The 24,892-nt window shown below is 47.2% G+C and carries 24 protein-coding genes; 14 read left to right on the top strand and 10 right to left on the bottom strand.

Going from position 1 to position 24,892, the window contains the following annotated elements:
• Window positions 1–182 precede the first annotated feature (182 nt).
• From PG915_RS00795 to glmU, 10 genes are all read left to right on the top strand, one after another.
• Window positions 183–572 carry a F0F1 ATP synthase subunit I gene (locus PG915_RS00795; RefSeq protein WP_353497481.1) on the top strand — a complete coding sequence of 130 codons (390 nt, stop codon included), beginning with the start codon at window positions 183–185 and terminating at the stop codon, window positions 570–572.
• Between the two features lie 8 nt (window positions 573–580).
• The gene (gene atpB, locus PG915_RS00800) at window positions 581–1,384 is read left to right on the top strand and encodes a F0F1 ATP synthase subunit A (RefSeq protein ID WP_353497482.1); all 804 of its coding nucleotides are present in this window, start codon (window positions 581–583) and stop codon (window positions 1,382–1,384) included.
• A 57-nt stretch (window positions 1,385–1,441) separates the two neighbouring features.
• Entirely contained in the window at window positions 1,442–1,696 is a 255-nt protein-coding gene (atpE, locus tag PG915_RS00805) for a F0F1 ATP synthase subunit C (RefSeq protein WP_006073065.1), read from the top strand.
• A gap of 82 nt (window positions 1,697–1,778) precedes the next feature.
• Entirely contained in the window at window positions 1,779–2,249 is a 471-nt protein-coding gene (atpF, locus tag PG915_RS00810; protein WP_112460760.1) for a F0F1 ATP synthase subunit B, read from the top strand.
• A gap of 14 nt (window positions 2,250–2,263) precedes the next feature.
• Complete coding sequence (gene atpH, locus PG915_RS00815) at window positions 2,264–2,797, top strand: F0F1 ATP synthase subunit delta (protein WP_353497483.1); 534 nt, start codon at window positions 2,264–2,266, stop codon at window positions 2,795–2,797.
• Between the two features lie 13 nt (window positions 2,798–2,810).
• On the top strand, window positions 2,811–4,352 hold the full coding sequence (gene atpA, locus PG915_RS00820) for a F0F1 ATP synthase subunit alpha (RefSeq protein ID WP_353497484.1): 1,542 nt from the start codon (window positions 2,811–2,813) through the stop codon (window positions 4,350–4,352).
• Window positions 4,353–4,393: 41 nt separating this feature from the next.
• A complete protein-coding gene (gene atpG / locus PG915_RS00825; protein ID WP_042478116.1) occupies window positions 4,394–5,260 on the top strand; it encodes a F0F1 ATP synthase subunit gamma in 867 nt (288 codons plus the stop codon).
• Between the two features lie 35 nt (window positions 5,261–5,295).
• The gene (atpD, locus tag PG915_RS00830) at window positions 5,296–6,699 is read left to right on the top strand and encodes a F0F1 ATP synthase subunit beta (protein WP_063604564.1); all 1,404 of its coding nucleotides are present in this window, start codon (window positions 5,296–5,298) and stop codon (window positions 6,697–6,699) included.
• A gap of 18 nt (window positions 6,700–6,717) precedes the next feature.
• Complete coding sequence (locus PG915_RS00835; RefSeq protein ID WP_042478114.1) at window positions 6,718–7,140, top strand: F0F1 ATP synthase subunit epsilon; 423 nt, start codon at window positions 6,718–6,720, stop codon at window positions 7,138–7,140.
• A 152-nt stretch (window positions 7,141–7,292) separates the two neighbouring features.
• Window positions 7,293–8,654 carry a bifunctional UDP-N-acetylglucosamine diphosphorylase/glucosamine-1-phosphate N-acetyltransferase GlmU gene (gene glmU, locus PG915_RS00840; protein ID WP_353497485.1) on the top strand — a complete coding sequence of 454 codons (1,362 nt, stop codon included), beginning with the start codon at window positions 7,293–7,295 and terminating at the stop codon, window positions 8,652–8,654.
• 95 nt (window positions 8,655–8,749) lie between these two features.
• On the opposite strand, the gene PG915_RS00845 is transcribed toward glmU, so the two are convergent.
• On the bottom strand, window positions 8,750–9,493 hold the full coding sequence (locus PG915_RS00845; RefSeq protein ID WP_353498629.1) for an amino acid ABC transporter permease: 744 nt from the start codon (window positions 9,491–9,493) through the stop codon (window positions 8,750–8,752).
• Window positions 9,494–9,584: 91 nt separating this feature from the next.
• Here PG915_RS00845 and PG915_RS00850 point away from each other — a divergent pair, with 91 nt between their 5' ends.
• Window positions 9,585–10,361: a transporter substrate-binding domain-containing protein gene (locus PG915_RS00850; protein ID WP_353497486.1), complete on the top strand. Its 777-nt coding sequence runs from the start codon at window positions 9,585–9,587 to the stop codon at window positions 10,359–10,361.
• 76 nt (window positions 10,362–10,437) lie between these two features.
• Here the strand turns inward: PG915_RS00850 and punC are convergent, their stop codons facing one another.
• Window positions 10,438–11,643, bottom strand: a complete 1,206-nt coding sequence (gene punC, locus PG915_RS00855) for a purine nucleoside transporter PunC (protein ID WP_353497487.1) — start codon at window positions 11,641–11,643, stop codon at window positions 10,438–10,440.
• A gap of 138 nt (window positions 11,644–11,781) precedes the next feature.
• Here punC and punR point away from each other — a divergent pair, with 138 nt between their 5' ends.
• A complete protein-coding gene (punR, locus tag PG915_RS00860) occupies window positions 11,782–12,681 on the top strand; it encodes a DNA-binding transcriptional activator PunR (RefSeq protein ID WP_353497488.1) in 900 nt (299 codons plus the stop codon).
• 43 nt (window positions 12,682–12,724) lie between these two features.
• Here the strand turns inward: punR and ilvA are convergent, their stop codons facing one another.
• From ilvA to ilvG, 5 genes are read right to left on the bottom strand one after another with little or no spacing between them, the layout of a single operon-like run.
• Complete coding sequence (gene ilvA, locus PG915_RS00865; protein WP_353497489.1) at window positions 12,725–14,263, bottom strand: threonine ammonia-lyase, biosynthetic; 1,539 nt, start codon at window positions 14,261–14,263, stop codon at window positions 12,725–12,727.
• 2 nt (window positions 14,264–14,265) lie between these two features.
• Window positions 14,266–16,107 (bottom strand): dihydroxy-acid dehydratase, encoded by a 1,842-nt coding sequence (gene ilvD / locus PG915_RS00870; RefSeq protein ID WP_353497490.1) that lies wholly within the window; start codon window positions 16,105–16,107, stop codon window positions 14,266–14,268.
• 29 nt (window positions 16,108–16,136) lie between these two features.
• Entirely contained in the window at window positions 16,137–17,078 is a 942-nt protein-coding gene (locus PG915_RS00875) for a branched-chain amino acid transaminase (RefSeq protein WP_353497491.1), read from the bottom strand.
• Between the two features lie 15 nt (window positions 17,079–17,093).
• Window positions 17,094–17,375 carry an acetolactate synthase 2 small subunit gene (ilvM, locus tag PG915_RS00880; RefSeq protein WP_353497492.1) on the bottom strand — a complete coding sequence of 94 codons (282 nt, stop codon included), beginning with the start codon at window positions 17,373–17,375 and terminating at the stop codon, window positions 17,094–17,096.
• Window positions 17,375–19,021, bottom strand: a complete 1,647-nt coding sequence (ilvG, locus tag PG915_RS00885) for an acetolactate synthase 2 catalytic subunit (protein ID WP_353497493.1) — start codon at window positions 19,019–19,021, stop codon at window positions 17,375–17,377. Before ilvG ends, ilvM begins: the two co-directional genes overlap by 1 nt.
• 480 nt (window positions 19,022–19,501) lie before the next feature.
• Between ilvG and PG915_RS00890 the strand changes: the two genes are divergently transcribed.
• Window positions 19,502–21,025, top strand: a complete 1,524-nt coding sequence (locus tag PG915_RS00890) for a YifB family Mg chelatase-like AAA ATPase (protein WP_353497494.1) — start codon at window positions 19,502–19,504, stop codon at window positions 21,023–21,025.
• Here PG915_RS00890 and PG915_RS00895 read toward each other — a convergent pair whose 3' ends face one another.
• Together PG915_RS00895 and PG915_RS00900 are read right to left on the bottom strand one after the other, a co-directional pair.
• On the bottom strand, window positions 21,026–21,994 hold the full coding sequence (locus PG915_RS00895) for a DUF2860 family protein (RefSeq protein WP_353497495.1): 969 nt from the start codon (window positions 21,992–21,994) through the stop codon (window positions 21,026–21,028).
• Window positions 21,995–22,136: 142 nt separating this feature from the next.
• Window positions 22,137–23,126 (bottom strand): DUF2860 family protein, encoded by a 990-nt coding sequence (locus tag PG915_RS00900; protein WP_353497496.1) that lies wholly within the window; start codon window positions 23,124–23,126, stop codon window positions 22,137–22,139.
• A 199-nt stretch (window positions 23,127–23,325) separates the two neighbouring features.
• Here PG915_RS00900 and PG915_RS00905 point away from each other — a divergent pair, with 199 nt between their 5' ends.
• On the top strand, window positions 23,326–24,210 hold the full coding sequence (locus PG915_RS00905; protein ID WP_353497497.1) for an acyltransferase: 885 nt from the start codon (window positions 23,326–23,328) through the stop codon (window positions 24,208–24,210).
• 52 nt (window positions 24,211–24,262) lie between these two features.
• Here the strand turns inward: PG915_RS00905 and PG915_RS00910 are convergent, their stop codons facing one another.
• Complete coding sequence (locus tag PG915_RS00910) at window positions 24,263–24,862, bottom strand: thiol:disulfide interchange protein DsbA/DsbL (protein WP_353497498.1); 600 nt, start codon at window positions 24,860–24,862, stop codon at window positions 24,263–24,265.
• Window positions 24,863–24,892 lie beyond the last annotated feature (30 nt).

Raw genomic sequence — 24,892 nt, forward strand, 5'->3', positions numbered from 1 at the left:
ATTGACCTACATCAATTATTTATAAATGCAATTTATGTGCGAAAGTTATGGTTTTGTGAATGAAAGTGTATCTTTTTGATACGCTTTGATTGCAATAACTTTGGTAGAAAGTATAATTTTCGCCAATCTCCCAGCACAGTAGTTATTAGGTGCAAAGTGGATAGAACTAAAGGTAAGAATACATGGTAGCGGCATTAGCTAAACCAGGGCGGGCGCTTGCAAAGCGGTTGTTACTGATACAGGCCAGTGCGGTTACGTTAGTGGCTGTTGGGATGACAGTGGCTGTAAATGCTGAGTGGGGAATTTCAGCGCTCATTGGTGGTGGCAGTTTTGTTATCGCGAATGCTGTTTTTGCGTTGTGCGCATTTATGTTTAGTGGGGCTCGGGCAGCGAAAAAAGTTGCCGCGTCTTTCTATGCGGGTGTTGCCCTGAAAATCCTTATTATTGCCTCCCTATTCTCAATAGCTTACATGTATATTCAGGTGGAAGTGATTCCCTTGAATCTCACATTTTTACTGGTTGTCTTAATTAACCTTATGGCTCCAGTAATTTTCGTTAACAACAAAAAATAGGATGAGTTATGGCTGCGCCAGGTGAAGCGCTAACATCGGCCGGATACATTTCTCACCACTTGACTAACCTTTCTTTGGGAAGTTTAGGTTTAGTGGAGGAGACAAGTTTCTGGAACGTACATATCGATAGCCTGTTTTTTTCTGTGTTCACTGGTTTAATATTCCTTGGAGTATTTCGTTCAGTAGCTAAGAAAGCAACAGCTGGTGTGCCAGGCAAGCTGCAGTGTTTTGTTGAAATGATTGTGGAATTCGTTGACGAAAACGTCAAAGAAACCTTTCATGGACGCAATGCGCTAATCGCGCCTTTAGCACTAACTATCTTCTGTTGGGTATTTTTAATGAACGTCATGGACCTTGTGCCAATTGACTTTCTACCTTATCCAGCAGAGCAGATGGGTATCCCTTATTTGAAAGTGGTTCCTTCTGCTGATGTCAATATCACCATGGCTATGGCGCTAGGTGTTTTTGCTCTGATGATCTACTACAGCATCAAAGTAAAAGGTCTAGTGGGCTTTACAAAAGAGTTGACTCTACACCCATTTAATAACCCAATCATGATTCCATTTAACATGCTTATTGAGGTTGTGTCTTTGCTTTCAAAGCCACTATCACTCGGTATGCGTCTATTCGGTAACATGTTTGCGGGTGAGGTGGTCTTCATCCTTTGTGCGGCAATGCTGCCATGGTATTTACAATGGATGGGCTCACTACCATGGGCGATATTCCATATTCTAGTTATTTTGATTCAGGCCTTCGTATTTATGATGCTAACGATTGTTTATCTATCGATGGCTCACGAAGACAATCACTAATATTAACGCGTTTTATTTAGGCAAATTTTAGCCAACAACTATAAATTGGAGATAGTAATGGAAACTTTACTGAGCTTTTCTGCAATCGCCGTAGGTATCATCATTGGTATGGCTGCATTCGGTACTGCGATCGGTTTTGGTCTTTTGGGTGGTAAATTCCTAGAGGGTGCTGCTCGTCAACCTGAAATGGCTCCGATGCTTCAAGTTAAGATGTTCATCATCGCTGGTCTACTTGATGCGGTTCCTATGATTGGTGTTGTTATCGCACTTCTATTCACATTCGCGAACCCATTCGTTGGTCAGCTAGGTTAATCAGTATTTTCTCCGACAAGTTTTGGACTTGTCACCTGATTAAACTTTAGCTCGTCAATGAATCTTTAGAGGGGTAGCTGTTGTGAATATGAACGCAACTCTGCTAGGTCAAGCAATCTCATTCGCAATGTTTGTGTGGTTCTGCATGAAATATGTATGGCCGCCAATCATGAATGCGATTGAAGAGCGTCAGAAAAAAATTGCTGACGGTTTGTCAGCGGCTGAACGCGCTGCAAAAGACTTGGATCTAGCACAAGCCAACGCTTCTGATCAATTGAAAGAAGCGAAGCGCACTGCAACCGAGGTTATTGAGCAAGCAAACAAGCGTAAAGCACAGATTATCGATGAAGCTCGTGAGGAAGCTTTGGCAGAACGTCAAAACATCCTAAAGCAAGCGGAAGCGGAAATCGAAGCGGAACGTAACCGTGCTCGTGATGACCTGCGCAAACAGGTTGCAACTCTGGCTGTAGCTGGTGCTGAGAAGATTCTTGAGCGTAGTATCGATAAAGATGCGCAAAAAGATATTCTCGACAATATTACTGCGAAACTTTAAAGCGAGGGGCGCATATGTCTGAATTGACTACAATCGCACGCCCCTATGCTAAAGCAGCATTTGACTTTGCGGTGGAAAAACAAGCGCTAGACCAGTGGGTCGAAATGCTAACGTTTGCCGCTGCAATCGCTAAGAACGATGAAATTGCAGACCTGATCTCAGGCTCTGTAACAGCGACGCGAGTGGCTGAAATTTTCAACGCAATTGGTGGTGAACAGTTTGATGAATTTGGTCAGAACCTGGTTAAGGTAATGGCTGAAAATGGTCGACTAGTGGCGTTGCCTTATGTGTTAGTTGAGTTTCTAGAACTTAAAAAAGAGCTAGAAAAGCAAGTAGATGTAGATGTTATTTCTGCATCTGAACTAACAGAAGAGCAACGTACTGAGATCAGCAACAAACTTGAAAAGCGTCTTGAACGCAAAGTTAAGCTGAATTGCAGTGTAGATGAGACCCTACTTGGTGGGGTTATTATTCGAGCCGGAGATCTTGTAATTGATAACTCAGCACGTGGTCGTTTGAACCGCCTGAGTGAAGCAATGCAGTCTTGATGGGGATTGGAGCATGCAACTTAATTCCACAGAAATTAGCGACCTAATCAAGCAGCGTATCGAATCTTTCGATGTTGTGAGTGAAGCTCGTAATGAAGGTACTATCGTATCGGTAAGCGATGGTATCATTCGCATTCACGGCCTAGCGGACGTGATGCAAGGTGAAATGATTGAATTACCGGGTGGCCGTTATGCACTAGCACTTAACCTTGAGCGTGACTCGGTTGGTGCGGTAGTAATGGGCCCTTATGCCAACCTTAAGGAAGGCATGAAAGTAACAGGTACTGGTCGTATTCTTGAAGTGCCAGTTGGTCCAGAAATGCTTGGTCGTGTTGTAAACACGCTAGGTGAGCCAATCGATGGCAAAGGTCCAATTGAAGCTAAGCTTACGTCACCAGTCGAAATGATTGCACCTGGTGTAATCGACCGTAAATCGGTTGATCAGCCAGTACAAACTGGTTATAAGTCAGTTGACTCAATGATCCCAATCGGTCGTGGTCAGCGTGAGCTTATCATCGGTGACCGTCAGATCGGTAAAACCGCGATGGCGATCGATGCAATCATCAACCAGAAAGACTCTGGTATCTTCTCAATCTACGTAGCGATTGGCCAAAAGGCTTCTACTATCGCAAACGTAGTACGTAAACTGGAAGAACACGGTGCACTTGCAAACACTATCGTAGTGGTTGCTTCTGCTTCTGAATCTGCTGCACTGCAATATCTTGCGCCATACTCTGGTTGTGCAATGGGTGAATACTTCCGTGACCGTGGTGAAGATGCTCTGATTGTTTATGATGACCTATCTAAGCAAGCGGTAGCTTACCGTCAGATCTCTCTACTACTTAAACGTCCACCAGGCCGTGAGGCATTCCCAGGTGACGTATTCTACCTTCACTCACGTCTACTAGAGCGTGCAGCTCGTGTAAACGAAGAGTACGTAGAGCGTTTCACTAATGGTGAAGTGAAAGGTAAGACGGGTTCTTTGACTGCTCTTCCTATCATCGAAACTCAAGCGGGTGACGTATCTGCATTCGTACCTACGAACGTAATCTCGATTACCGATGGTCAGATCTTCCTACAAACTGAAGCCTTCAACGCGGGTGTACGCCCAGCTGTTGACCCAGGTATCTCAGTATCTCGTGTAGGTGGTTCAGCACAGACTAAGATCATTAAGAAGCTATCTGGCGGTATCCGTACTGCACTAGCGGCTTATCGTGAACTAGCGGCATTCGCACAGTTCTCATCTGACCTAGATGAAGCAACTAAGCGTCAGCTAAGCCACGGTCAAAAAGTTACAGAGCTAATGAAGCAGAAGCAATACGCTCCTATGTCTGTATTTGACCAAGCGCTAGTTATCTTTGCTGTTGAGCGCGGCTACCTAGATGATGTTGAAATCAACAAGATTCTAGACTTCGAAGCAGCGCTTCTATCGTATGCTCACAGTCAATATGCTGATCTTGCTAAAGAGATCAACACTACGGGTGCTTACAACGACGATATCGAAGCTCAGCTTAAGAAACTGACTGACGATTTCAAAGCAACTCAGACTTGGTAATTGGTGGGTGACCTTCTGGTCACCACTTATGGAGAGTAACGATGGCCGGCGCAAAAGAGATACGTAATAAAATCGGTAGTGTGAAAAGCACTCAGAAAATTACGAAAGCGATGGAAATGGTAGCAGCTTCGAAAATGCGTCGTTCGCAAGACGCGCGTGAAGCTTCTCGTCCATACGCTGAAACTATGCGTAAAGTGATCGGTCATTTGGCTAACGCAAACCTAGAGTACCAACATCCGTACCTAGAAGAGCGTGAAGCCAAGCGTGTTGGTTATGTCATTATTTCTACCGACCGTGGTCTTTGTGGCGGCTTGAACATTAACTTGTTCAAAAAAGCTGTCCTAGAGATGCAGGATTGGAAACAAAAAGGTGCTGAAGTTGAGCTGGCTGTGATTGGCTCAAAAGCAACGGCATTCTTTAACAACAGCGGTGCTAAAGTAGCGGCACAGGTGTCTGGTCTGGGTGATGAGCCTAGTCTTGAAGACCTAATCGGTACTGTAGGCGTCATGCTGAAGAAATATGACGAAGGCGAATTGGATCGCCTGTACGTAGTGTATAACCACTTTGTGAACACTATGATTCAGGAACCAACGATCGATCAATTGCTACCTCTGCCTAAATCTGACAGTGACGAGATGCAGCGCGAACATTCATGGGGCTACATTTATGAGCCTGAGCCAAAACCACTACTAGACGCACTATTGCTTCGTTATATCGAATCTCAAGTGTATCAAGGTGTGGTAGAGAACCTTGCTTGTGAGCAAGCGGCTCGAATGATTGCAATGAAAGCTGCAACGGACAATGCGACCAACCTGATTGATGATCTAGAGCTTGTGTACAACAAGGCGCGTCAAGCGGCTATCACACAAGAACTATCAGAAATCGTTGGCGGCGCAGCTGCGGTTTAAGCTTAGGTAAAACGAAATAGATTAGAGGATTAACGATGGCTACAGGTAAGATCGTACAGATCATCGGTGCGGTAGTCGACGTAGAGTTCCCACAGAGCGACGTACCAAGTGTATACGATGCTCTAAACGTAACGGACTCTAAAGAGCGTCTTGTTCTTGAAGTTCAACAACAGCTAGGCGGTGGCGTAGTTCGTTGTATCGTAATGGGTAGCTCTGATGGTTTACGTCGTGGCGTAACAGTAGAGAACACAGGCGCGCCAATCTCAGTACCAGTAGGTACTAAGACTCTTGGTCGTATCATGAATGTACTTGGTGATGCGATTGACGAGTGTGGTGAGATCGGTGCAGAAGAAAGCTATGCGATTCACCGTGAAGCGCCAAGCTACGAAGAGCAATCTAACGAAGTCGCTCTTCTAGAAACGGGTGTTAAAGTAATCGACTTGGTTTGTCCATTCGCTAAGGGTGGTAAAATCGGTCTATTCGGTGGTGCAGGTGTAGGTAAGACCGTTAACATGATGGAGCTTATCAACAACATCGCACTGCAACACTCAGGCCTATCCGTATTTGCGGGTGTAGGTGAGCGTACTCGTGAAGGTAACGATTTCTACTTTGAGATGCAGGAAGCAGGCGTTGTAAACGTTGAAAACCCTGAAGAATCAAAAGTAGCAATGGTTTACGGTCAGATGAACGAGCCACCAGGTAACCGTCTACGTGTTGCTCTGACTGGTCTAACAATGGCAGAACGTTTCCGTGACGAAGGTCGTGACGTACTACTGTTTGTTGATAACATCTACCGTTACACACTTGCAGGTACAGAGGTATCGGCACTTCTAGGTCGTATGCCATCTGCAGTAGGTTACCAGCCAACTCTTGCAGAAGAGATGGGTGTACTACAGGAGCGTATCACGTCAACTAAGACTGGTTCTATCACGTCTGTACAGGCGGTATACGTACCAGCGGATGACTTGACTGACCCGTCTCCAGCAACAACGTTCGCGCACTTGGATGCAACGGTTGTACTTAACCGTAACATCGCTGCTATGGGTCTATACCCAGCGATTGACCCACTAGATTCAACATCTCGTATGCTTGATCCTCTAGTTGTTGGTCAAGAGCACTACGAGGTTGCTCGTGGTGTGCAGCAAACACTGCAGCGTTATAAAGAGCTGAAAGACATCATCGCGATCCTAGGTATGGACGAGCTATCTGAAGAAGATAAGCAAGTTGTATCTCGTGCTCGTAAGATTGAGCGCTTCCTAACTCAGCCTTACCACGTAGCGGAAGTATTTACTGGCGACCCTGGCATCTACGTACCTCTTAAAGAGACTCTACGTGGCTTCAAAGGTCTACTAGCTGGTGACTACGATGACATTCCAGAGCAAGCGTTCATGTACTGCGGTACTATCGACGATGCTATCGAGAATGCTAAGAAGCTATAAGGCTAAATAGGAGGCGATATGGCAGCAATAACCTTTCACCTAGACGTAGTAAGCGCGGAGAAAAAGCTTTTCTCTGGTCGCGTAGAAACGTTCCAGGTGTCCGGTAGCGAAGGTGAACTTGGTATTTTCCATGGTCACACACCGCTGCTGACCGCTATTCAGCCTGGTATGGTGCGTATCGTTAAACAGCACGGCCACGAAGAGTTCATTTATGTCTCTGGTGGTATTGTAGAAGTTCAGCCTGGTACAGCGACTGTACTGGCTGATACGGCTATCCGTGGTGAAGAACTAGACGCAGCGAAGGCAGAAGAAGCCAAGCGCAAAGCTGAAGAATCTATTTCTAATCAGCATGGCGACATGGACTTCGCGCAAGCGGCCAGTGAACTGGCTAAAGCCATTGCTCAGCTTCGAGTAATCGAACTGACAAAAAAACGTCGTTAATCTAGCTCGATTAGATTGACCGCGATGAGAAAGGCGACCGTTAGGTCGCCTTTTTGCTTATTTTTTATCGCAAATTTGCTTATCAACATTAACTCTTGTGCTATTCACAGCTAAAATAAGGACAGTTTTTTAACGTCAATGGTTTGATAATAATGAAGTTCAGCGCAGTTGTACTCGCCGCGGGAAAGGGAACCCGCATGTATTCCAATAAACCGAAAGTCTTGCATACCCTAGCGGGTAAGCCGATGGTGAAACATGTCATCGATACTTGTGAAGGTTTGGGATCTCAAAACATCCACCTGGTGTATGGTCATGGTGGCGACTTAATGAAATCGGCTCTCGAGCAAGAAACCGTCAACTGGGTTCTGCAGGCAGACCAACTGGGTACGGGTCACGCAGTTGACCAAGCATCATCTTATCTAGCCGATGACGAGAAAGTTCTGGTGCTTTATGGTGACGTCCCTCTGATTTCAGAACAAACCATTGAAAACCTATTAGATGCGCAGCCAACAGGCGGTATTGCACTGCTTACTGTCGTGCTGGATAACCCAATGGGTTATGGCCGCATTGTGCGTAAGAATGGCCCGGTAGTGGCTATCGTCGAGCAAAAAGATGCCACCGAAGAGCAGAAGCTGATTAAAGAGATCAACACAGGTGTAATGGTTGCAACTGGTGGCGATCTTAAGCGCTGGCTATCAGGCCTTAGCAACGATAATGCGCAGGGCGAATACTACTTAACAGACGTGATTGCAGCAGCGCACGACGAAGGCCGTGCAGTTGAAGCGGTGCACCCAGCGAATCCAATTGAGGTTGAAGGCGTCAACGACCGCGCTCAGTTAGCGCGTCTAGAGCGTGCATTCCAATCGATGCAAGCGCAGAAGCTGCTAGAGCAGGGCGTTATGCTGCGTGACCCAGCTCGCTTTGACCTGTGTGGTCAGTTGCAGTGTGGTATGGACGTAGAAATTGACACTAACGTCATCATCGAAGGTAGCGTAACGCTAGGTGATAACGTGGTGATTGGCACTGGCTGTGTGCTGAAAGACTGTGAAATCGATGACAACACCATTGTGCGGCCCTACAGTGTGATTGAAGGTGCGACCGTTGGTGAGAAATGTACCGTAGGTCCATTCACTCGCCTGCGCCCTGGTGCAGATATGCGCAATGACTCTCACGTGGGTAACTTCGTTGAGGTGAAAAATGCACGCCTAGGTGAAGGTTCTAAAGCGAACCACCTTACTTATCTTGGCGATGCTGAGATCGGTCAACGTACTAACGTTGGGGCGGGTGTGATCACCTGTAACTACGATGGCGCGAATAAGTTTAAGACCATTATCGGAAACGATGTGTTTGTTGGCTCAGACAGCCAGTTAGTCGCACCCGTGACGATTGCTGATGGTGCAACGATTGGTGCGGGTACAACCTTAACCAAAGACGTAGCTGAAGGTGAGTTAGTGATCACTCGCGCCAAAGAGCGCAAGATCACAGGCTGGCAGCGTCCAGTAAAGAAAAAGTAATGACGATTACACTCTGATAGTGAAAAAGGGTCTCATTGAGACCCTTTTTGGTTTCTGTGTACTTTATTAAAACCTTTTGCATGCCGTGCTGGTGGTTAATGACTCGGGATCGCTATCCTTTTTTCTAACCAGCGTACGGCTTGAGAAACCAATAGAATCAGCACTAAGTACTCCAATACCAGGAAGGTATAGATTTCTAATGGTAAGTACTCGTTAACCACCAGCTCATTGGCACGCCTGGTTAAGTCGCTTAAGCCAATCACACTGACCAGCGAAGACATCTTTAAGATGTAGACAAATTGATTCCCCAGCGGCGGCAGTATCTGCCTAAACGCCTGAGGTAAAATCACCAAGCGCATTTTCTGCCAATAGTTGAGCCCTAATGACTCTGCCGCTTCATGTTGACCGCGAGTCACGGCTTGAATGCCACCACGAAAGACCTCGGCCATAAAAGCACTTTCAGCGATAGTCAGTGCTATCACGCCAGCCCAGAAATGGTTGAGTGAAACGTCTAGTAGCGTCGGCATACCGTAATAGACCCACAGAAGCAGAACCAGAACCGGAATAGAGCGTATTACCTCAACATAGATGCGGTTGATAGCCCGTAACCAAGGTTTATTGGAAAGAGCAGGGAAGGCAACAAGTAGGCCTATCAGCATGGCAAACACCATACTCAGCAGTGACACATAGATGGTGTCCTTAAAACCTGCTAACAAGAATCCGAGGTTGGTTTTCCCTTGTTCGGTAGAAGGATCGAGTACATACCAGCCCCACTCATAGTCAGAACAACCACTTAGTAGCGGCAGGCACAACACAACAGCAAGTAATCGATAGCTCACAATCGTCCCTAAAATCTCTGAAATTTCCATCTGTTACTGCTATGTTATCAAGGATGTACCACGAATGTTTAATAATTTAAGGGACTATTCAATGAAGAAGTGGATTCTGGGTTTTATTATTACTTTTCTCTCTATTGGGCAGGTAGCGGCAGAAACCAGTCGCCTACAAAAGATCTTAGACTCAGGTGTACTTAGGGTAGGTACCACAGGGGATTGGAACCCGATGACCATGAAAGATCCGGCGACTAACTCTTATCGTGGATTTGATATTGATGTCACTACTGAGCTTGCCAAAGATCTTGGGGTCAAGGTTGAGTATGTCGCGACCGATTGGAAAACGTTGGTTAATGGTATCACTGCCAACAAGTACGATATCACGGGAAGCGCATCGCTTAACATGTCTCGCGCTAAGGTCGCGGGATACAGCCAGCCGTATTTTTACTTAGCTTTTGTGCCTGTGGTACAGAAGAAAGATCTTGAAAAGTACGCGGATTGGGCAGATTTCAACAAGCCTGGTGTTAAGGTTGCAGCGACGCTAGGGACGGTGCAAGAGAAGATGGTTAAAGATTTCTTCCCAGAAGCCGAACATATTGTCATTGAAGCACCAGCCCGTGATTTCCAAGAGCTTTTAGCGCGCCGTGCTGACGTCTCGGTGACCTCAAATGTGGAAGCTGCGACCTTGGTGACCAAGTTTAAGCAACTAGCGATAGTGCCAGTAGAAGAGCCTCGTAAGCCAACGCCAATCTCTATGCTGTTGCCGCAAAAAGACCAAGTATGGATTAACTACGTGAACCACTGGGTAGAGCTTAAGAAGACTCAGGGCTTCTTTGATGCCACTGCAGAGAAATGGGGACTGAAAAGTCTGTAAGTCCAGTCGATAATAAGTACGGTCGATAATTAGAAAGGGCAACCCGCATACTGTGCAAGGTTGCCCTTTTTTGTCTCTATTCGTCGCTAACGACGCGAGAGTTATCTGGAATCGTTAATTCCTCAGTGACCGCTGGGTTGGCAATAAGATAGCCAATCCACATTACTGCTAAGCAGCCAAGAATCACATAGCCAACCGCAGACTGCGCCAAAACCGCAAACGCAGCCACAATGGCACTGGCTAGACTGCTTACCCCTATCTGCAGGCTATTTTGCAGACCTGCAGCCGTTGCTGAGCAGTGTGCAGCACTTGATAGTGCACGGTTCACCACGATTGGGTAGAGGGCACCGTTAGCAACCGCCAGTAGACAGAATGGCAATAGGATTGGCCATACGCTGCTGAGCTCCCACTGACAGGCTACAAACACCATCAAAATAGCCACCGTTTCTAAACCAAGAAGCTGCTTGAGTACGGCATCATCACCGAGTTTTGCCACCAGTTTTTTACCCGCGTAGCCACCCACCATAAACGCCACGGTTTGTGGGATAAAGCTAAGGCCAATGTCTTTTGCCGAGTAACCAAGTTGGCTCATGATTTCTGGCATACCGGTTAGGTACGCAAAAAATGCCGCTGATGCTACACCGTACATGATCACATTGCCCATGTACTCTCTCGATCCAAACAGACTCTTAAGATCGGCGCTAATTGACGATCGTTTCTCGATAGATTTTGGCTGATCTTTAAGTGATAAAGTGATCATTGCAAGCAGTGCACCTGTGATCGCAAGAACCACAAAAATACTGTGCCATCCCCACATTTCAGTTAGCAATACACCAAGTTGTGGTGCAAGCGCTGGAGATAACGCAACTAGCGGCATGATGGTGGCAAAAATCTGTTGGCTGGTTTTCTTATCAAATTTATCAATAACCATAGACTGCCAGATTACCGCCGGTGCACAGACACCAATTGCTTGCAGCAGACGCAGTGATAGCAGTTGCCATACTTGCTCACTCCAAGCCAGACCAAATGACGCGATAGTAAAGATGGTCAGTCCAGCAAACAGTGTTTTGCGATGACCAAAGCGATCGCTGGCCAGTCCCCATACAAATTGACCCAGACCCATACCGACGAGAAATACCGTCAGCGATAGCGCGATCTGCTCTGGTCCAGTAGCAAAGTCCTGCTCAATAAGTTTAAACGCAGGCAAGTACATATCCGTGGCAATAAAGCCCAACATCGACAGTGCGGATAAGTAGATAAGTTGAAGTTTAGAGATTTTCATTGTTATTCCTTGAAATATTTTCACAGGAATGGTTTGGCGCCAGCCCATACTGCTGATGACGGGTATTCTATTTTTGGAAAAAAGAAAAATAAAACGCTATATTTTGTGGTTATTAATCAAAATTTTTGAAAGCTAGTTATGTACTCACGTTCTTCACTAGAAATGCTCGATGTGGTTGCGCATCTGGGGAGCTTCAGCGCGGCAGCGCAAGTGCTGCATAAAGTCCCTTCTGCGATTAGCTATAGTGTGCGCCAGATAGAGCAAGAGCTTGGTGTACAGCTCTTTACTCGTTTGCCACGCAAAGTCGAACTGACGCCAGCCGGGGAAGTGTTCATATTGGAAGCTCGACAGATGTTGCGTCGTATGGATGAGCTTACTCATCAAACTCGCCGTACAGCACAAGGCTGGCAAAGTAGCTTAAAGCTGACCTTAGATAATATCGTAAAGGTAGATAAACTCTCAGAGCTCATTGAAGACTTCTATCGCGAGTTTGAGTTTGCTGAGCTGCAGATCAATATGGAGGTCTACAATGGCGCTTGGGAGGCCATATCCCAAGAGCGCGCGGATATCGTCATCGGCGCCACATCCGCCGTGCCAGTGAGTGGCGAGTACGGAGTGAAAAAGATAGGTAGCCTAGATTGGGCTCTGGTGATGTCGCCAACTCATCCTTGCGCGCTTGTGGATGTATTGGATGAGTCGATCGCAAGCCAATATCCTGCCATCTGTATTGATGACACTTCACGCGAGCTGCCTAAGCGCCATACCGAACACTATCCGCAGCAGCGCCGATTGTTGCTACCGAATTGGTTTACTGCGATTGAGTGTCTGAAAAGTGATGTAGGAATAGGCTACATGCCAAGTCATATGGCGAGACCTCTCATCGAGCAAGGTTTGTTGGTTGAGCGTGTACTTCCGGATGCCAAACTTTCTAGTGAATGCTGCATGGTTTGGAGAAAGCATGAAAACCACAAGTTACTAGAGTGGTTACTCGACTACCTTGGTGAGGAAGGTAAGCTTTATCGAGATTGGTTAGCATAAAAAACGGGAAGCGATGGCTTCCCGTTGATTTTTACTAGTCAGACTAGGACAAGAAGAACTTATAAGACGGGTTATCCGTTTCATCTTTGCATTGATAGCCAAGCTCGCGAAGGTGGGTCGAGAACTCGCTAAGATCGCTGTCTTCAAGCTCAAAACCACACAGTACGCGACCGTAATCGGCACCGTGATTGCGGTAGTTGAACAGACTGATGTTCCAATGCGTACCAAGCGTGCTCAAGAATTTAAGCAGGGCGCCAGGGTATTCTGGGAACTCAAAACTGTATAAGCGCTCTTTGAGCTGTTTAGATGGCTTACCGCCAATCATGTAGCGAATATGCAGTTTCGCCATCTCATCATCAGAGAGATCGGCAACTGGATATCCACCAGTGCGTAGATCGTTGATTATGCCATCAAGTTCATCTTGGCCGCCAACCAGTCTTACACCGACAAAGATGTTTGCAAGTTCATCGTCGTTGTAACGGTAGTTAAACTCAGTAACTGCACGCCCGCCAATGATATTGCAGAACTCAAAGAAAGCACCTTGGCGCTCTGGGATAGTTACCGCGAGTAAGCCCTCACGTTTCTCACCCAGTTCACAGCGCTCAGAGACATAGCGTAGACCATGGAAGTTGGTGTTCGCACCAGAGAGTACGGTACCCAGTTGCTTGTCTTTGAGCTGATGCTTTTCGGCAAACTTCTTGAGGCCTGCCAATGCGAGCGCACCAGATGGCTCGGCAATAGCACGAGTATCTTCAAAGATATCTTTTACCGCGGAGCAGATCTCATCGCTAGATACGGTAATGTGACCATCGATGTACTGTTGACATAGCCTAAAGGTCTCGTTGCCGATGATCTTCACCGCAACACCATCAGCAAACATGCTTACTTGGTCGAGAATGACTGGCTCACCAGCATCTAATGCAGCCTTGAGGCAAGCCGAGTCTTCAGGCTCTACCGCAATCACTTTGATTTCAGGCATCAGCTGCTTAACCAGAACGGCAACACCAGCAGCAAGACCACCACCGCCCACTGGGACAAAGATGTAATCTAGATGACCATTTTGCTGCAGCATTTCCATACCGATAGTGCCTTGTCCTGCAATCACCAGAGGGTGATCGAAAGGGGGAACAAAGGTATAGCCATGCTCTTTTGAGAGGCGCTCGGCTTCTGCTTTCGCCTCATCAAAGTTGCTGCCGTGAAGTACCACGTTGCCACCAAAACCGCGAACGGCTTCAACTTTGATATCTGGTGTGGTTTTTGGCATCACGATAGTCGTATTGATGCCGAGCTTAGTGCCTGACAGCGCCATGCCTTGAGCGTGGTTACCCGCTGAAGCGGCAATCACACCCGCACGCTTTTGCTCATCGCTGAGGTTTGCCACCATGTTGTAGGCACCGCGCAGCTTGAATGAGTGTACAGGCTGTCTGTCTTCACGCTTGATTTGGACTTGGTTGCCGATGCGAGCGCCGAGTCTTGGCATATCTTGAAGCGGCGACACCGTCGCCACTTCGTAGACAGGTGCTCTGAGAACCTGACGCAGATAATCTGCGCCAGATACGGGATGATTATCTACGTCATTCATGATTAGCCCTCGAGTTTGGACTTATCACGTACCGCACCTTTATCGGCGCTGGTGGCTAGATTGGCGTAAGCTTTCAATGCTAGAGAAACAGTACGTTCACGATCCGCAGGTTTCCAGCCTAGCTTGTCTTGCTCTGCGCGGCGAGCCGCTAGCTCGTCTTCAGAAACCACAAGCGTGATCTCACGATTTGGAATATCGATGTTGATCATATCGCCATCTTTCACCAAACCAATCGTACCGCCATTGGCCGCTTCTGGAGAGGCGTGACCGATAGACAGACCCGATGTACCGCCAGAGAAGCGACCGTCAGTCAGTAGCGCACACTCTTTACCTAGCCCCATGGATTTTAGGTAAGTGGTTGGGTACAGCATTTCTTGCATGCCCGGACCGCCTTTTGGACCTTCGTAGCGGATAACCACAACATCACCGGCTTTCACTTTGCCGCCTAGGATGCCATCTACCGCATCTTCTTGGCTTTCGAATACAACTGCAGAACCTTGGAACTTAAGGATGCTCTCATCCACGCCAGCTGTCTTAACGATACAGCCATCCAGTGCGATGTTACCTTTTAGCACCGCAAGACCGCCGTCTTGGCTGTAAGCATTTTCTTTAGTACGGATACAACCATTTTCACGGTCGTCATCGAGGGTGTCCCAGCGACAATCTTGTGAGAAGGCTTGTGTAGTACGAATACCTGCAGGACCTGCGCGGTAGAAGGATTTTACTTCTTCCGAATCCGTCAGCATGATGTCGTATTGAGACAACTGCTCCTCCATTGTCAGACCAAGTACCGTTTTTGTTTGGTTGTTCAACAGACCAGCGCGATTAAGCTCACCTAGGATGCCGATAACACCACCAGCGCGGTGTACGTCTTCCATGTGATACTTAGGTGTCGATGGTGCCACTTTACAAAGGTTAGGTACGCGGCGAGACATCTGGTCGATATCTTCCATATCAAAATTGATTTCGCCTTCTTGAGCAGCAGCCAATAAGTGAAGTACTGTGTTGGTTGAGCCACCCATGGCAATATCAAGCGCCATTGCGTTCTCAAATGCATCTTTGTTGGCAATGTTTCGAGGTAGTGCTGACGAATCATCTTGCTCGTAGCAACGCTTAGTGAGTTCAACGATGCGTTTACCTGCGTTCTTAAATAGCACTTCACGATCCGCGTGCGTCGCAAGCAGAGAACCGTTGCCTGGCTGAGACAGACCCAGCGCTTCAGTCAGACAGTTCATTGAGTTGGCGGTAAACATACCAGAGCAAGAGCCACAAGTAGGGCATGCAGAGCGCTCGATTTGCTCACTTTGCTCATCGGAAACTGTTGGATCGGCACCTTGGATCATGGCATCAACCAGATCAAGTTTGATGATCTGATCAGAAAGCTTGGTTTTACCTGCTTCCATTGGACCGCCAGACACAAAGATCACTGGGATATTAAGGCGCATTGAGGCCATAAGCATTCCTGGAGTGATCTTGTCGCAGTTTGAGATACACACCATAGCATCGGCACAGTGCGCATTGACCATGTACTCTACCGAGTCGGCGATGAGTTCACGTGATGGCAGTGAGTACAGCATGCCGCCGTGACCCATTGCGATACCATCATCCACGGCGATGGTGTTGAATTCTTTAGCGATGCCGCCCGCTTCTTCGATCTCACGTGCGACGAGCTGACCAAGATCTTTCAGGTGTACGTGACCTGGAACAAACTGAGTGAACGAGTTCACAACGGCAATGATAGGCTTACCGAAGTCTTCATCTTTAACGCCAGTAGCGCGCCATAGAGCACGCGCACCAGCCATATTGCGACCATGAGTTGTGGTGGCAGAACGATATTTTGGCATTGTAATACTTCCTTAAATTTACCTGGTGCTTACTGGTTATCTTGAGGGTAGACGTAGTCCAACCAGCCCCACTTATCTTCCGTGGTGCCGTTAAATAGGCCGAAGTATGCGTCTTGCATCACTTTGGTGATTGGACCGCGTTTGCCTTCGCCTACCTCAATCTTATCGATAGTGCGTACAGGAACGATTTCTGCTGCGGTACCTGTCATGAACACTTCATCAGCAAGGTAAAGTGCTTCACGAGCAATGTTTGTTTCACGCACTTCATAGCCCATGTCTTTTGCTAGCGTCATGATAGAGTCACGGGTAATACCAGGAAGGATAGCGCTGGTGGCAGGTGGAGTACTGATAACACCGTCTTTAATTACGAAGATGTTCTCGCCCGCGCCTTCTGATAGGTAACCGTCAACGCTTAGCGCGATGCCTTCATCATAACCATGACGACGAGCTTCACCACCAACCAATAGTGACGATAGGTAGTTACCACCGGCTTTAGCAGCCGTTGGAATGGTGTTTGGTGCCGCACGGTTCCAGCTAGAAATCATCGCATCAACGCCGTTTGCGAGCGCTTCTTCACCTAGGTAAGAGCCCCATGGGAAAGCCGCGATGATAAGATTCATGATGGTGCCCTCTGGTGGACAAACACCTAGGCCGACATTACCAACAAAACCAAGAGGACGAATATACGCTGACTCTAGCTTGTTTTGACGCAGTGTTTCACGCGTCGCTTCCATGATTTCTTCTTCAGTGAAAGGAATAGGGAAGCGATAAATTTTTGCTGAATCTTTTAGACGCTTAGCATGCTCAGGATGGCGAAATACCACAGGCCCTTTTGGCGTGTTGTAACAGCGAACCCCTTCAAAAACAGATGTGCCATAGTGCATTGCGTGAGTCAGGACGTGAACGTTCGCCTCTGCCCATGGAACCATCTCACCGTTAAACCAAATAAAATCTGCTGTTTTAGTAGCCATTTAGCAATTCCTTCCTTATGCGTTCTGTTCTTGTAGGTTGTGATTGGTCAGTTCGTTGTTGTTAAGTTCTGTGACCTCAACGGTTCTGATGTCCCAAAGTTTCTCAATTTGGTTGATCAAAGTAGTGATTGGTCGATCGCTATCTACAATGATCTCAACGCTGGCAACCTTACTCTCATGGTTTTGGGTCGCAGCCACTTGTTTGATAATAAAGCCACGGTGGCGAATCACGCGCAGTACGCGCTCAAGCAAGACAGGTTTGTCATCGGCTTTGATGTCTAGTAGATATCTGTCCATTAGGTATTCTCCAACATGTCACTATTTGAGGCACCTGGTGGAACCAAAGGCCATACGTTTTCTTCTTCATCGATCAGCACGTGCAACATGTAAGACGTTTTAGACTCCAGCATCTCTTTCAGCGCTGGCTCGACTTCTTCTTTGCGAGTGATGGTCTTGCCTGGAATATCAAAAGCTTTAGCAAGCATGACAAAATCTGGGTTGTCATCCAAAATCGTCTCACTATGTCTGCCGTCGAAGAACAGTGACTGCCACTGCCTTACCATACCAAGACGTTGGTTATTTAACAGCACAATTTTCACTGGGATTTGGCGACGCTTTAGGGTGCCGAGTTCTTGAACGTTCATCATGAATGAACCATCACCCGTGATCAGGACGGATTGGTCATCAGGACGTCCTACTGCTGCGCCCATCGCGGCAGGCAGACCAAAGCCCATGGTGCCGAGACCTGCTGAAGTAATAAAGTTCTCAGGCAGTCTTGGCTGAATGTGCTGAGCAGCCCACATTTGGTGTTGGCCAACATCGGTCGAAACGATGGAGTTTTCCGGCATCATGTCTGAAAGCTGTTTTAACAGCAGTGGAGCAAAAATCAGATCGCCCGGGTGGTCGTAGCGCCACTTGAAGCCACTGCGCAGGCTTTCACTGTGATGTGCCCAAGCGTTAATGTCTTTTGATAGTTCAAGCTGAGGCAAGATGACATTGATGTCACCACGCAGCGCTGCATGCGCTTCACGCAGTTTGTTGAATTCTGCTGCATCGATATCGATGTGAATCACCTTTGCGTGTGGCGCGAAGGTATCCAGTTTACCAGTCACACGGTCGTCAAAGCGTGCACCGACCACGATGAGTAGGTCACACTCTTGCACTACCAAGTTCGCGGCTTTGGTGCCGTGCATACCCAGCATGCCGAGATAGTGAGGGTCGTGTCGGTCAATCGTGCCAAGACCTTTTAGTGTGCTGACACTTGGCATAGGGTTGATGCGCAGGAACTCGCGAACGGATTCAGTCGCATCTGCTAGCTGTACACCACCACCGACATACAGTACAGGGCGAGAGCTTTCATCAAGCAACTGCTGCGCGCGTTTAACTTGTTGCTCATCGGCAACAGGAATTGCAGGCGGTGTAAATGTAGGCAGCTCATCCACCGGAGCATTAGCAAGTTGGACATCTTTAGCGATATCAACGATGACAGGGCCAGGTCTGCCTGCTTTAGCAACTTCAAATGCTTCGGCTAGAGTGGGAGCGAGTTCGTTGATGTCGGTCACGAGGTAGCTGTGTTTGGTACACGAGAGTGACATACCGATCACATCCATTTCTTGGAAGGCATCAGTACCGATATGTGAACTAGCAACTTGGCCAGTGATAGCAACGAGAGGGATAGAATCGAGGAAAGCGTCAGCAAGACCGGTAACAAGGTTGGTGGCTCCAGGGCCTGAGGTTGCCATACAAACAGCAACATCTTTGGTGGCTCTTGCCATTCCGATGGCTGCCATTGCAGCGCCTTGTTCGTGTCGGCAAAGGATATGTTCCACACCACCGTCATACAAAGCATCGTAGATGGGCATGATGGCTCCACCAGGATAACCAAACACGGTCTCGATACCTTGCTGCTTCAATGCGGCTACAACTAATTCAGCACCTGTCATTATAGCCTCCTTGAGTGCCACGCTTATCGTGACGATTTGTCGTTCGCTTGCACATGTTGTGCTCCATTTCTTCCTGTCATCTCAGCCTGTGGGCTTTCAATGAGTGATCACTATCAAATTACTATTATGAGTTTGTAAAAAAACCCCCGGACTTTTCAGTGCGGGGGTTTTTAAAATCTTGTGGCTATTTAACGCCCACATGCCCCCGTGCGGTACCAATCAGGACCACAATAATCAGGCTAATCAGAGTGTGAGAGTGTGCGTTAAAAGTCATTATCTTGTTTATAAATCGTTGCGTTGTGTCTAACGAAAATGTTTGCGTCCCTAGTGGTATCACAAATTTCTGTTAGCTGACAAGCAAAAAATCATACTTTTGTCACATTTACTCAGCATTAAATGTTGAGATATAACATAAGGTATGTATAAAAATCTGACTTTTAACCGTTGAGCAAAGAGAAGTCGGAATAAAAAAGGGATTTTATGGGATTATCTATTATTTACAGCCGTGCCAGTGTTGGTGTGGAGGCACCTCTAGTGACAGTGGAAGTGCACATCAGCAATGGCATGCCAGGCTTTACGCTCGTCGGACTTCCCGAGACGACAGTCAAAGAATCTAAGGATAGAGTTCGTAGTGCGATCATCAATTCTCGGTTCGAATTTCCCGCCAAACGAATCACAGTCAATCTCGCCCCCGCCGATCTCCCCAAAGAAGGCGGCCGCTTTGATTTGCCGATAGCGTTGGGAATACTGGCGGCCTCCGATCAACTGCCTCACGATAAACTTCTGGTGCATGAATTTGTTGGAGAGTTGGCATTGTCAGGGGAACTTAGATCAGTGAAAGGCGTATTGCCTGCCGCACTTGCAGCCAATAAAGCGCAGCGCTGCTTGTTAGTACCTGAAGATAATGGCGATCAAGCTGCCTTGGTTGGTAAAGATAACCACAAGTCAGCGTCCTCATTGTTGGATGTGTGCAGTTACTTAATGGGGCAGCAGACTCTTTCATTGGTGACCAGCAAGCCCGTTGTTCAAGTCGCGAAAAAGGGCCGAGACCTGCAAGATATTATTGGACAGCAGCAAGGAAAGAGGGCGCTGGAAATCGCGGCGGCCGGTAATCACAATTTACTTTTTCTCGGTCCGCCTGGCACAGGGAAAACTATGTTGGCCTCTCGACTTTGTGATTTGTTACCTGAGATGAGCGAAGATGAAGCCATGGAAACGGCCTCGGTGGCCTCACTCACTCAACAAGAAATTAATGAGAGCAATTGGAAAACCAGACCCTTTCGCGCGCCCCATCATTCAAGCTCAATGGCTGCACTCGTGGGTGGCGGTTCTATTCCTAGACCGGGAGAAATCTCTCTGGCGCACAACGGATTGCTGTTCTTAGATGAGATGCCGGAATTCGAGCGCAAAGCACTAGACTCACTGCGCGAGCCATTGGAGTCTGGTGAGATCATTATTTCTCGCGCGCAAGGAAAAACCCGCTTTCCAGCTCGTTTTCAATTGGTTGGTGCGTTAAATCCAAGCCCAACAGGTTATTACGAGGGCAATCACTCCAGAACCAACCCGCAGCTTATCCTGCGCTATTTGAGTCGTTTATCTGGGCCGCTACTCGACCGATTTGATATGTCTATAGAGATCCCCTCACTGCCCAAAGGCACCTTAGCTGAAGGCGGAGATCGAGGAGAAACGACGCAAACCGTGAAGCAGCGTGTGTTGGTTGCAAGAGAGACGATGTTATTGCGCAGCGGCAAAGTGAATGCCTTGTTGCAAAGCCGCGAAATAGAGAATTACTGCCGCTTAGAAAAAGCCGATGCTGAGTTTTTAGAAAATGCCTTACATCGACTTGGCTTGTCGATTCGTGCTTATCACCGCATCATTAAAGTCGCACGAACGATTGCCGACCTTGCCAATGAGCCCTCTATACAGCGAGCTCATATTGCAGAAGCGCTTGGTTATCGCGCCATGGATCGGCTACTCAAGCAGCTCACCGCGCAAGCGGTGTAGTTAGAAGGTGAAGTTCACGCCGATAGAAGTTATCCAGTCAGCGGAGTCGTAGAATGCGATAGAGGAGTCTGTCGCGTTGTAGCCTGAAAGTGAGACAAGCGACAAAGATTCCAGTGCAAGGTACTCATAGGCGAGGAATGCACTGTACTTGTCATCAATACGGCCTGACTGTTCGAAGATGGCGTTTTGGCCACGATACTCATGATTCATGTAGCTCATGGTTGCCGCAATACTATGTTTTTTATGAGCATACAGAGCGGTTAGCTCACCGCCGGCACCTTGGTTATTCATCGCTTCACCTTTGGCGTCATCAAGCAAGTAAATGAGTGAAGGAAACAATGTCCAAGCATCACTCATCGCAAGGGTGTAGGAACCTTTGGCGTAATACATATCGCTGTTTCTGTCGTACTGGTTAGACAGGTTACTGTTGAGGTTGGTCGCAGAGCTTTCACCAGTCACCTCGCGGTTGCCGTACGCCATATCGAGCGTGAACAATGAGCCAGCAATATTCTCGATCTGTAGACGGTAAGCTTCGCCTTTGGCCTCAGTCTCTTCAAGCTGGTCAGCACCGACGTAGGGGTTTTTCCAGATAGGCTCTCCAATGACGGTTGGAAGGTAGGAGACACTCCAAATGGAACCATCTTCTAGCTGCTGACGATATCCACCTTCGAGTACAAAGGTGCCGACCGCTATGTCATTGCGCGATGTGCCGATAAACCATTCTTTATCTCGCTTCGCACCATAGGTGTATTTGACCATGCCTAGCGGCATCCAGAATTCATCATAGGCCTCTTCGGCACTGCTGATTTTCGGATCAGAACTGGCGACGAAGTTGGATTTGTCACCGATCTGCGCATTACTGATAGAGATCTCGCCACTAAAGCCGGATTCTGGCGCCAATGCTGCGATGGCGGATTGGCTAATAACAGTCAACAGGGCTGTGGAAACGAGGGGCTTAAACGTGGTCATACAATATCCGTCAGTAGGCTCATTAGAGTGCTTAATCCAAACACCTATATTTTATGCGGATACTTTAATGACAAAAAATGGCTTAACAACATGTTTTGTTAAGCCATGTATTGATAGTTTCAATGCTTAGCGTCGGGTTCTATTAGAACTCCCAATTTAGACCTACAGAGGTGATCCAATCCTTCTCATCATAGAAGGCGATGTTAGAGCTGCTGTTGTTCACACCACCAAATGCGACCAAAGAGAGGTTGTCTGCATAGAAGATGCCCGGATACTCATAAGCTAAAAACGCTTTCCACTCATCATCTTTACGAGTGATGTTGTCAAACACTGGATTGGCGCCATCGTATTTACGGTTGAGATAAGTCACGGTGAAAGCGAATTGGTGATTGCCAGCGGAGACAAATGATGAAATTTCTGCACCATAGGTGTTGCTCTTCATCGCGCTGCCATTAGCATCTTGTTGGGTGTAAATGAGCGCAGGGAACAGTAAAACCCCTTTGTTGACTGGCAGCATCATTTTGAATTTGCCGTAGAAAACATCGGCGTTTCTGTCGAGTGTCGCCATTTGCGCTGCGGTTAAGTTCGCGCCAGAGCCAGATAGTTCAGTGTCCAACTCACGCTTTCCATAAGCAAGGTCGAGGCTAAACAGTGAGCCAGCGATATTATCGATCTGCATACGATAGGCTGTGCCTTTCTCGTTGGTAGTGCTTCTAGCTTGATTTTCAAGGTAAGGATCACGCCATACCTCACCTTCAAGAATGGTTGGCAAAATCGCTAGGCTCCACTTAGTTCCATCTTGAAACTGATAGCGGTAGCCGGTTTCAAGCGCCAGTGTACCCACAGCAACGTCGGCTCGAGAGGTACCTAAGAAAACTTGGTGGTTGGAACGTGAACCCCAGGTGTATTGAACGTTACCCAGTGGCAGAACTAAGGCGCTGCTGTTCTCTTGCGCCTCACCGGTATAGGTTCGAAATTCATCGTCGGTGTTGCTAAGGTTTGACGTTTTGCTCGCGTAAGCGGCGTTTAGTGCGATTTCACCACTAAAGCCATTACTTTCTCCTAATTTAGCTACAGCACTATAAGAGACAACACTCAGTGACACTGCTAAGACACTCCATGCCCTTTTCATAACGATTCCTTATTACATTCTGATTATTGAGGTAACGGTTGTAATTATATGTTTATGTTATGTTATTGGTTCACAATAAGTTTGTTTTTTGCAAGTTACAACACAAATCAGACCAATTAATTAATCTTTGCGCAAGGCGTCTCTCCTTGTACAATTAACCGCCATAAAACTGTTACAAATACTTCATAGAACATTAGATATGCTTGGATACCTAATTTTTGTAATGAGTTCGTCGCTCGTCATCCTCAATACCGCATTTTGTTCGATCCCCATTCTAGGTTTTGGGCTGATCAAGCTGGTGCTGCCGTTTAAGCCTATTCAGGCATTGTGTACCGCGCTTGCGAATAAATTTATGTGGCTATGGGCAACGATTAATCATGGGATACTTCGATTGATAAACCCTAAGCTTGAATGGGAAATAGAAGGCATTGAAGCGCTGCGAAAAGATGGCTGGTATTTAATGATCTGCAATCACCTGAGTTGGACGGATATCGTCGTGCTGTGTAGCGTCTTTAAAGATCGCATTCCTATGCCTAAGTTCTTTCTTAAGCAGCAACTTTTGTATGTTCCTTTTGTCGGTATGGCGTGCTGGGCGCTCAACATGCCATTTATGAAGCGCTACTCCCGTGAATATTTAATAAAGCATCCAGAAAAACGTGGCCAAGACTTAGAAACCACACGTCGCTCTTGTGCCAAATTTAAAGATATGCCAACAACGGTGGTGAACTACGTAGAAGGCACGCGCTTTACCACAGAGAAGCAAAAGCGAAGCAAGGCGGGTTATCAGCACTTGCTACAACCTAAGTCAGGCGGTATCGCGTATACGTTGGCCGCGATGGGTGAGCAGTTTGATAGCATTGTCGATGTCACCTTGGCCTACCCAGAAAATAGAGTAGAGCCTTTTAAAGCGGCGTTAATGGGTAACATGACCAAGATAGTGGTAAAAGTGCGTACGTTGCCCATTGATGAAAACGTATCGGGAGATTATTTCAACGACAAGCCTTATAAGCGTTGTTTCCAGCAATGGCTTGGGGATGTCTGGCAGCAAAAAGATGATGTGTTAAAAGAGATTCACCGCAAATAAAAAAACCGAGCCTGATATTACTCATGGCTCGGTTTTTCGCTTTTGGGTTGGATTACTTTTTCAGTAGGAAGTTAACCAACTCAAAGTACTCATCGAGAGAGGTAATGCCACCCGCTTCAACTAGGTACTTGTTGTTAACGATAACCGCAGGAACACCCGTTAGGCCGCTATCTTTAAATTGCTTATCAAACCGACGAACCATGGAATCAACAGCAAAGCCGTTGAAAGCAGAATCGAACTTCTTAGCATCCACGCCCTCATCAAGGAAGATTTGGCGCAGTTCTTCATCATTCTTAGGTGGCTTCTGTAGGTTGTGAATGCGGTTAAACATCACAGGCGTCATCTTGTCTTCAACCTTCAATGCAATCATCGTCGCGTAGGCTTTACTCATCGAAAGACCCATTGAGCCACCCATAAACGAAACATGGTTCTTCTGGAACTTAGCATCAGCAGGGATCTTCTTTTTCAGCTGGGCAATGATAGGTTCAAAGCTGTTACAGTGAGGGCAGTAGAATGAGAAGAACTCAGTCACGATTGGCTTCGAGGACTTTTCCAATTCCAACACTTTGTAGTGTTTACCTTCTTCAAACTGAGCGGCACTGACGCTGAGGCTGACGAGTAGCGTCGCAAAAAGTGCGATGATTTTTTTCATTATTTTCTCCATGTGTAAAACTCAAAATCC

It is taken from the genome of Vibrio sp. CB1-14 (assembly GCF_040412085.2).
In the GTDB taxonomy this organism is placed as follows: domain Bacteria; phylum Pseudomonadota; class Gammaproteobacteria; order Enterobacterales; family Vibrionaceae; genus Vibrio; species Vibrio chaetopteri.

Bases quoted from the DNA above. Each gene is read 5' to 3' on its own strand.
- ilvD (WP_353497490.1), bottom strand. From the start codon at position 16,107: ATGCCAAAATATCGTTCTGCCACCACAACTCATGGTCGCAATATGGCT.
- PG915_RS00850 (WP_353497486.1), top strand. From the start codon at position 9,585: ATGAAGAAGTGGATTCTGGGTTTTATTATTACTTTTCTCTCTATTGGG.
- PG915_RS00900 (WP_353497496.1), bottom strand. From the start codon at position 23,126: ATGAAAAGGGCATGGAGTGTCTTAGCAGTGTCACTGAGTGTTGTCTCT.
- atpA (WP_353497484.1), top strand. From the start codon at position 2,811: ATGCAACTTAATTCCACAGAAATTAGCGACCTAATCAAGCAGCGTATC.
- PG915_RS00875 (WP_353497491.1), bottom strand. From the start codon at position 17,078: ATGGCTACTAAAACAGCAGATTTTATTTGGTTTAACGGTGAGATGGTT.
- ilvM (WP_353497492.1), bottom strand. From the start codon at position 17,375: ATGGACAGATATCTACTAGACATCAAAGCCGATGACAAACCTGTCTTG.
- atpB (WP_353497482.1), top strand. From the start codon at position 581: ATGGCTGCGCCAGGTGAAGCGCTAACATCGGCCGGATACATTTCTCAC.
- PG915_RS00905 (WP_353497497.1), top strand. From the start codon at position 23,326: ATGCTTGGATACCTAATTTTTGTAATGAGTTCGTCGCTCGTCATCCTC.
- PG915_RS00795 (WP_353497481.1), top strand. From the start codon at position 183: ATGGTAGCGGCATTAGCTAAACCAGGGCGGGCGCTTGCAAAGCGGTTG.
- atpE (WP_006073065.1), top strand. From the start codon at position 1,442: ATGGAAACTTTACTGAGCTTTTCTGCAATCGCCGTAGGTATCATCATT.
- glmU (WP_353497485.1), top strand. From the start codon at position 7,293: ATGAAGTTCAGCGCAGTTGTACTCGCCGCGGGAAAGGGAACCCGCATG.
- atpD (WP_063604564.1), top strand. From the start codon at position 5,296: ATGGCTACAGGTAAGATCGTACAGATCATCGGTGCGGTAGTCGACGTA.
- PG915_RS00835 (WP_042478114.1), top strand. From the start codon at position 6,718: ATGGCAGCAATAACCTTTCACCTAGACGTAGTAAGCGCGGAGAAAAAG.
- punC (WP_353497487.1), bottom strand. From the start codon at position 11,643: ATGAAAATCTCTAAACTTCAACTTATCTACTTATCCGCACTGTCGATG.
- PG915_RS00910 (WP_353497498.1), bottom strand. From the start codon at position 24,862: ATGAAAAAAATCATCGCACTTTTTGCGACGCTACTCGTCAGCCTCAGC.
- atpG (WP_042478116.1), top strand. From the start codon at position 4,394: ATGGCCGGCGCAAAAGAGATACGTAATAAAATCGGTAGTGTGAAAAGC.
- atpH (WP_353497483.1), top strand. From the start codon at position 2,264: ATGTCTGAATTGACTACAATCGCACGCCCCTATGCTAAAGCAGCATTT.
- punR (WP_353497488.1), top strand. From the start codon at position 11,782: ATGTACTCACGTTCTTCACTAGAAATGCTCGATGTGGTTGCGCATCTG.
- ilvG (WP_353497493.1), bottom strand. From the start codon at position 19,021: ATGACAGGTGCTGAATTAGTTGTAGCCGCATTGAAGCAGCAAGGTATC.
- PG915_RS00895 (WP_353497495.1), bottom strand. From the start codon at position 21,994: ATGACCACGTTTAAGCCCCTCGTTTCCACAGCCCTGTTGACTGTTATT.
- PG915_RS00890 (WP_353497494.1), top strand. From the start codon at position 19,502: ATGGGATTATCTATTATTTACAGCCGTGCCAGTGTTGGTGTGGAGGCA.
- ilvA (WP_353497489.1), bottom strand. From the start codon at position 14,263: ATGAATGACGTAGATAATCATCCCGTATCTGGCGCAGATTATCTGCGT.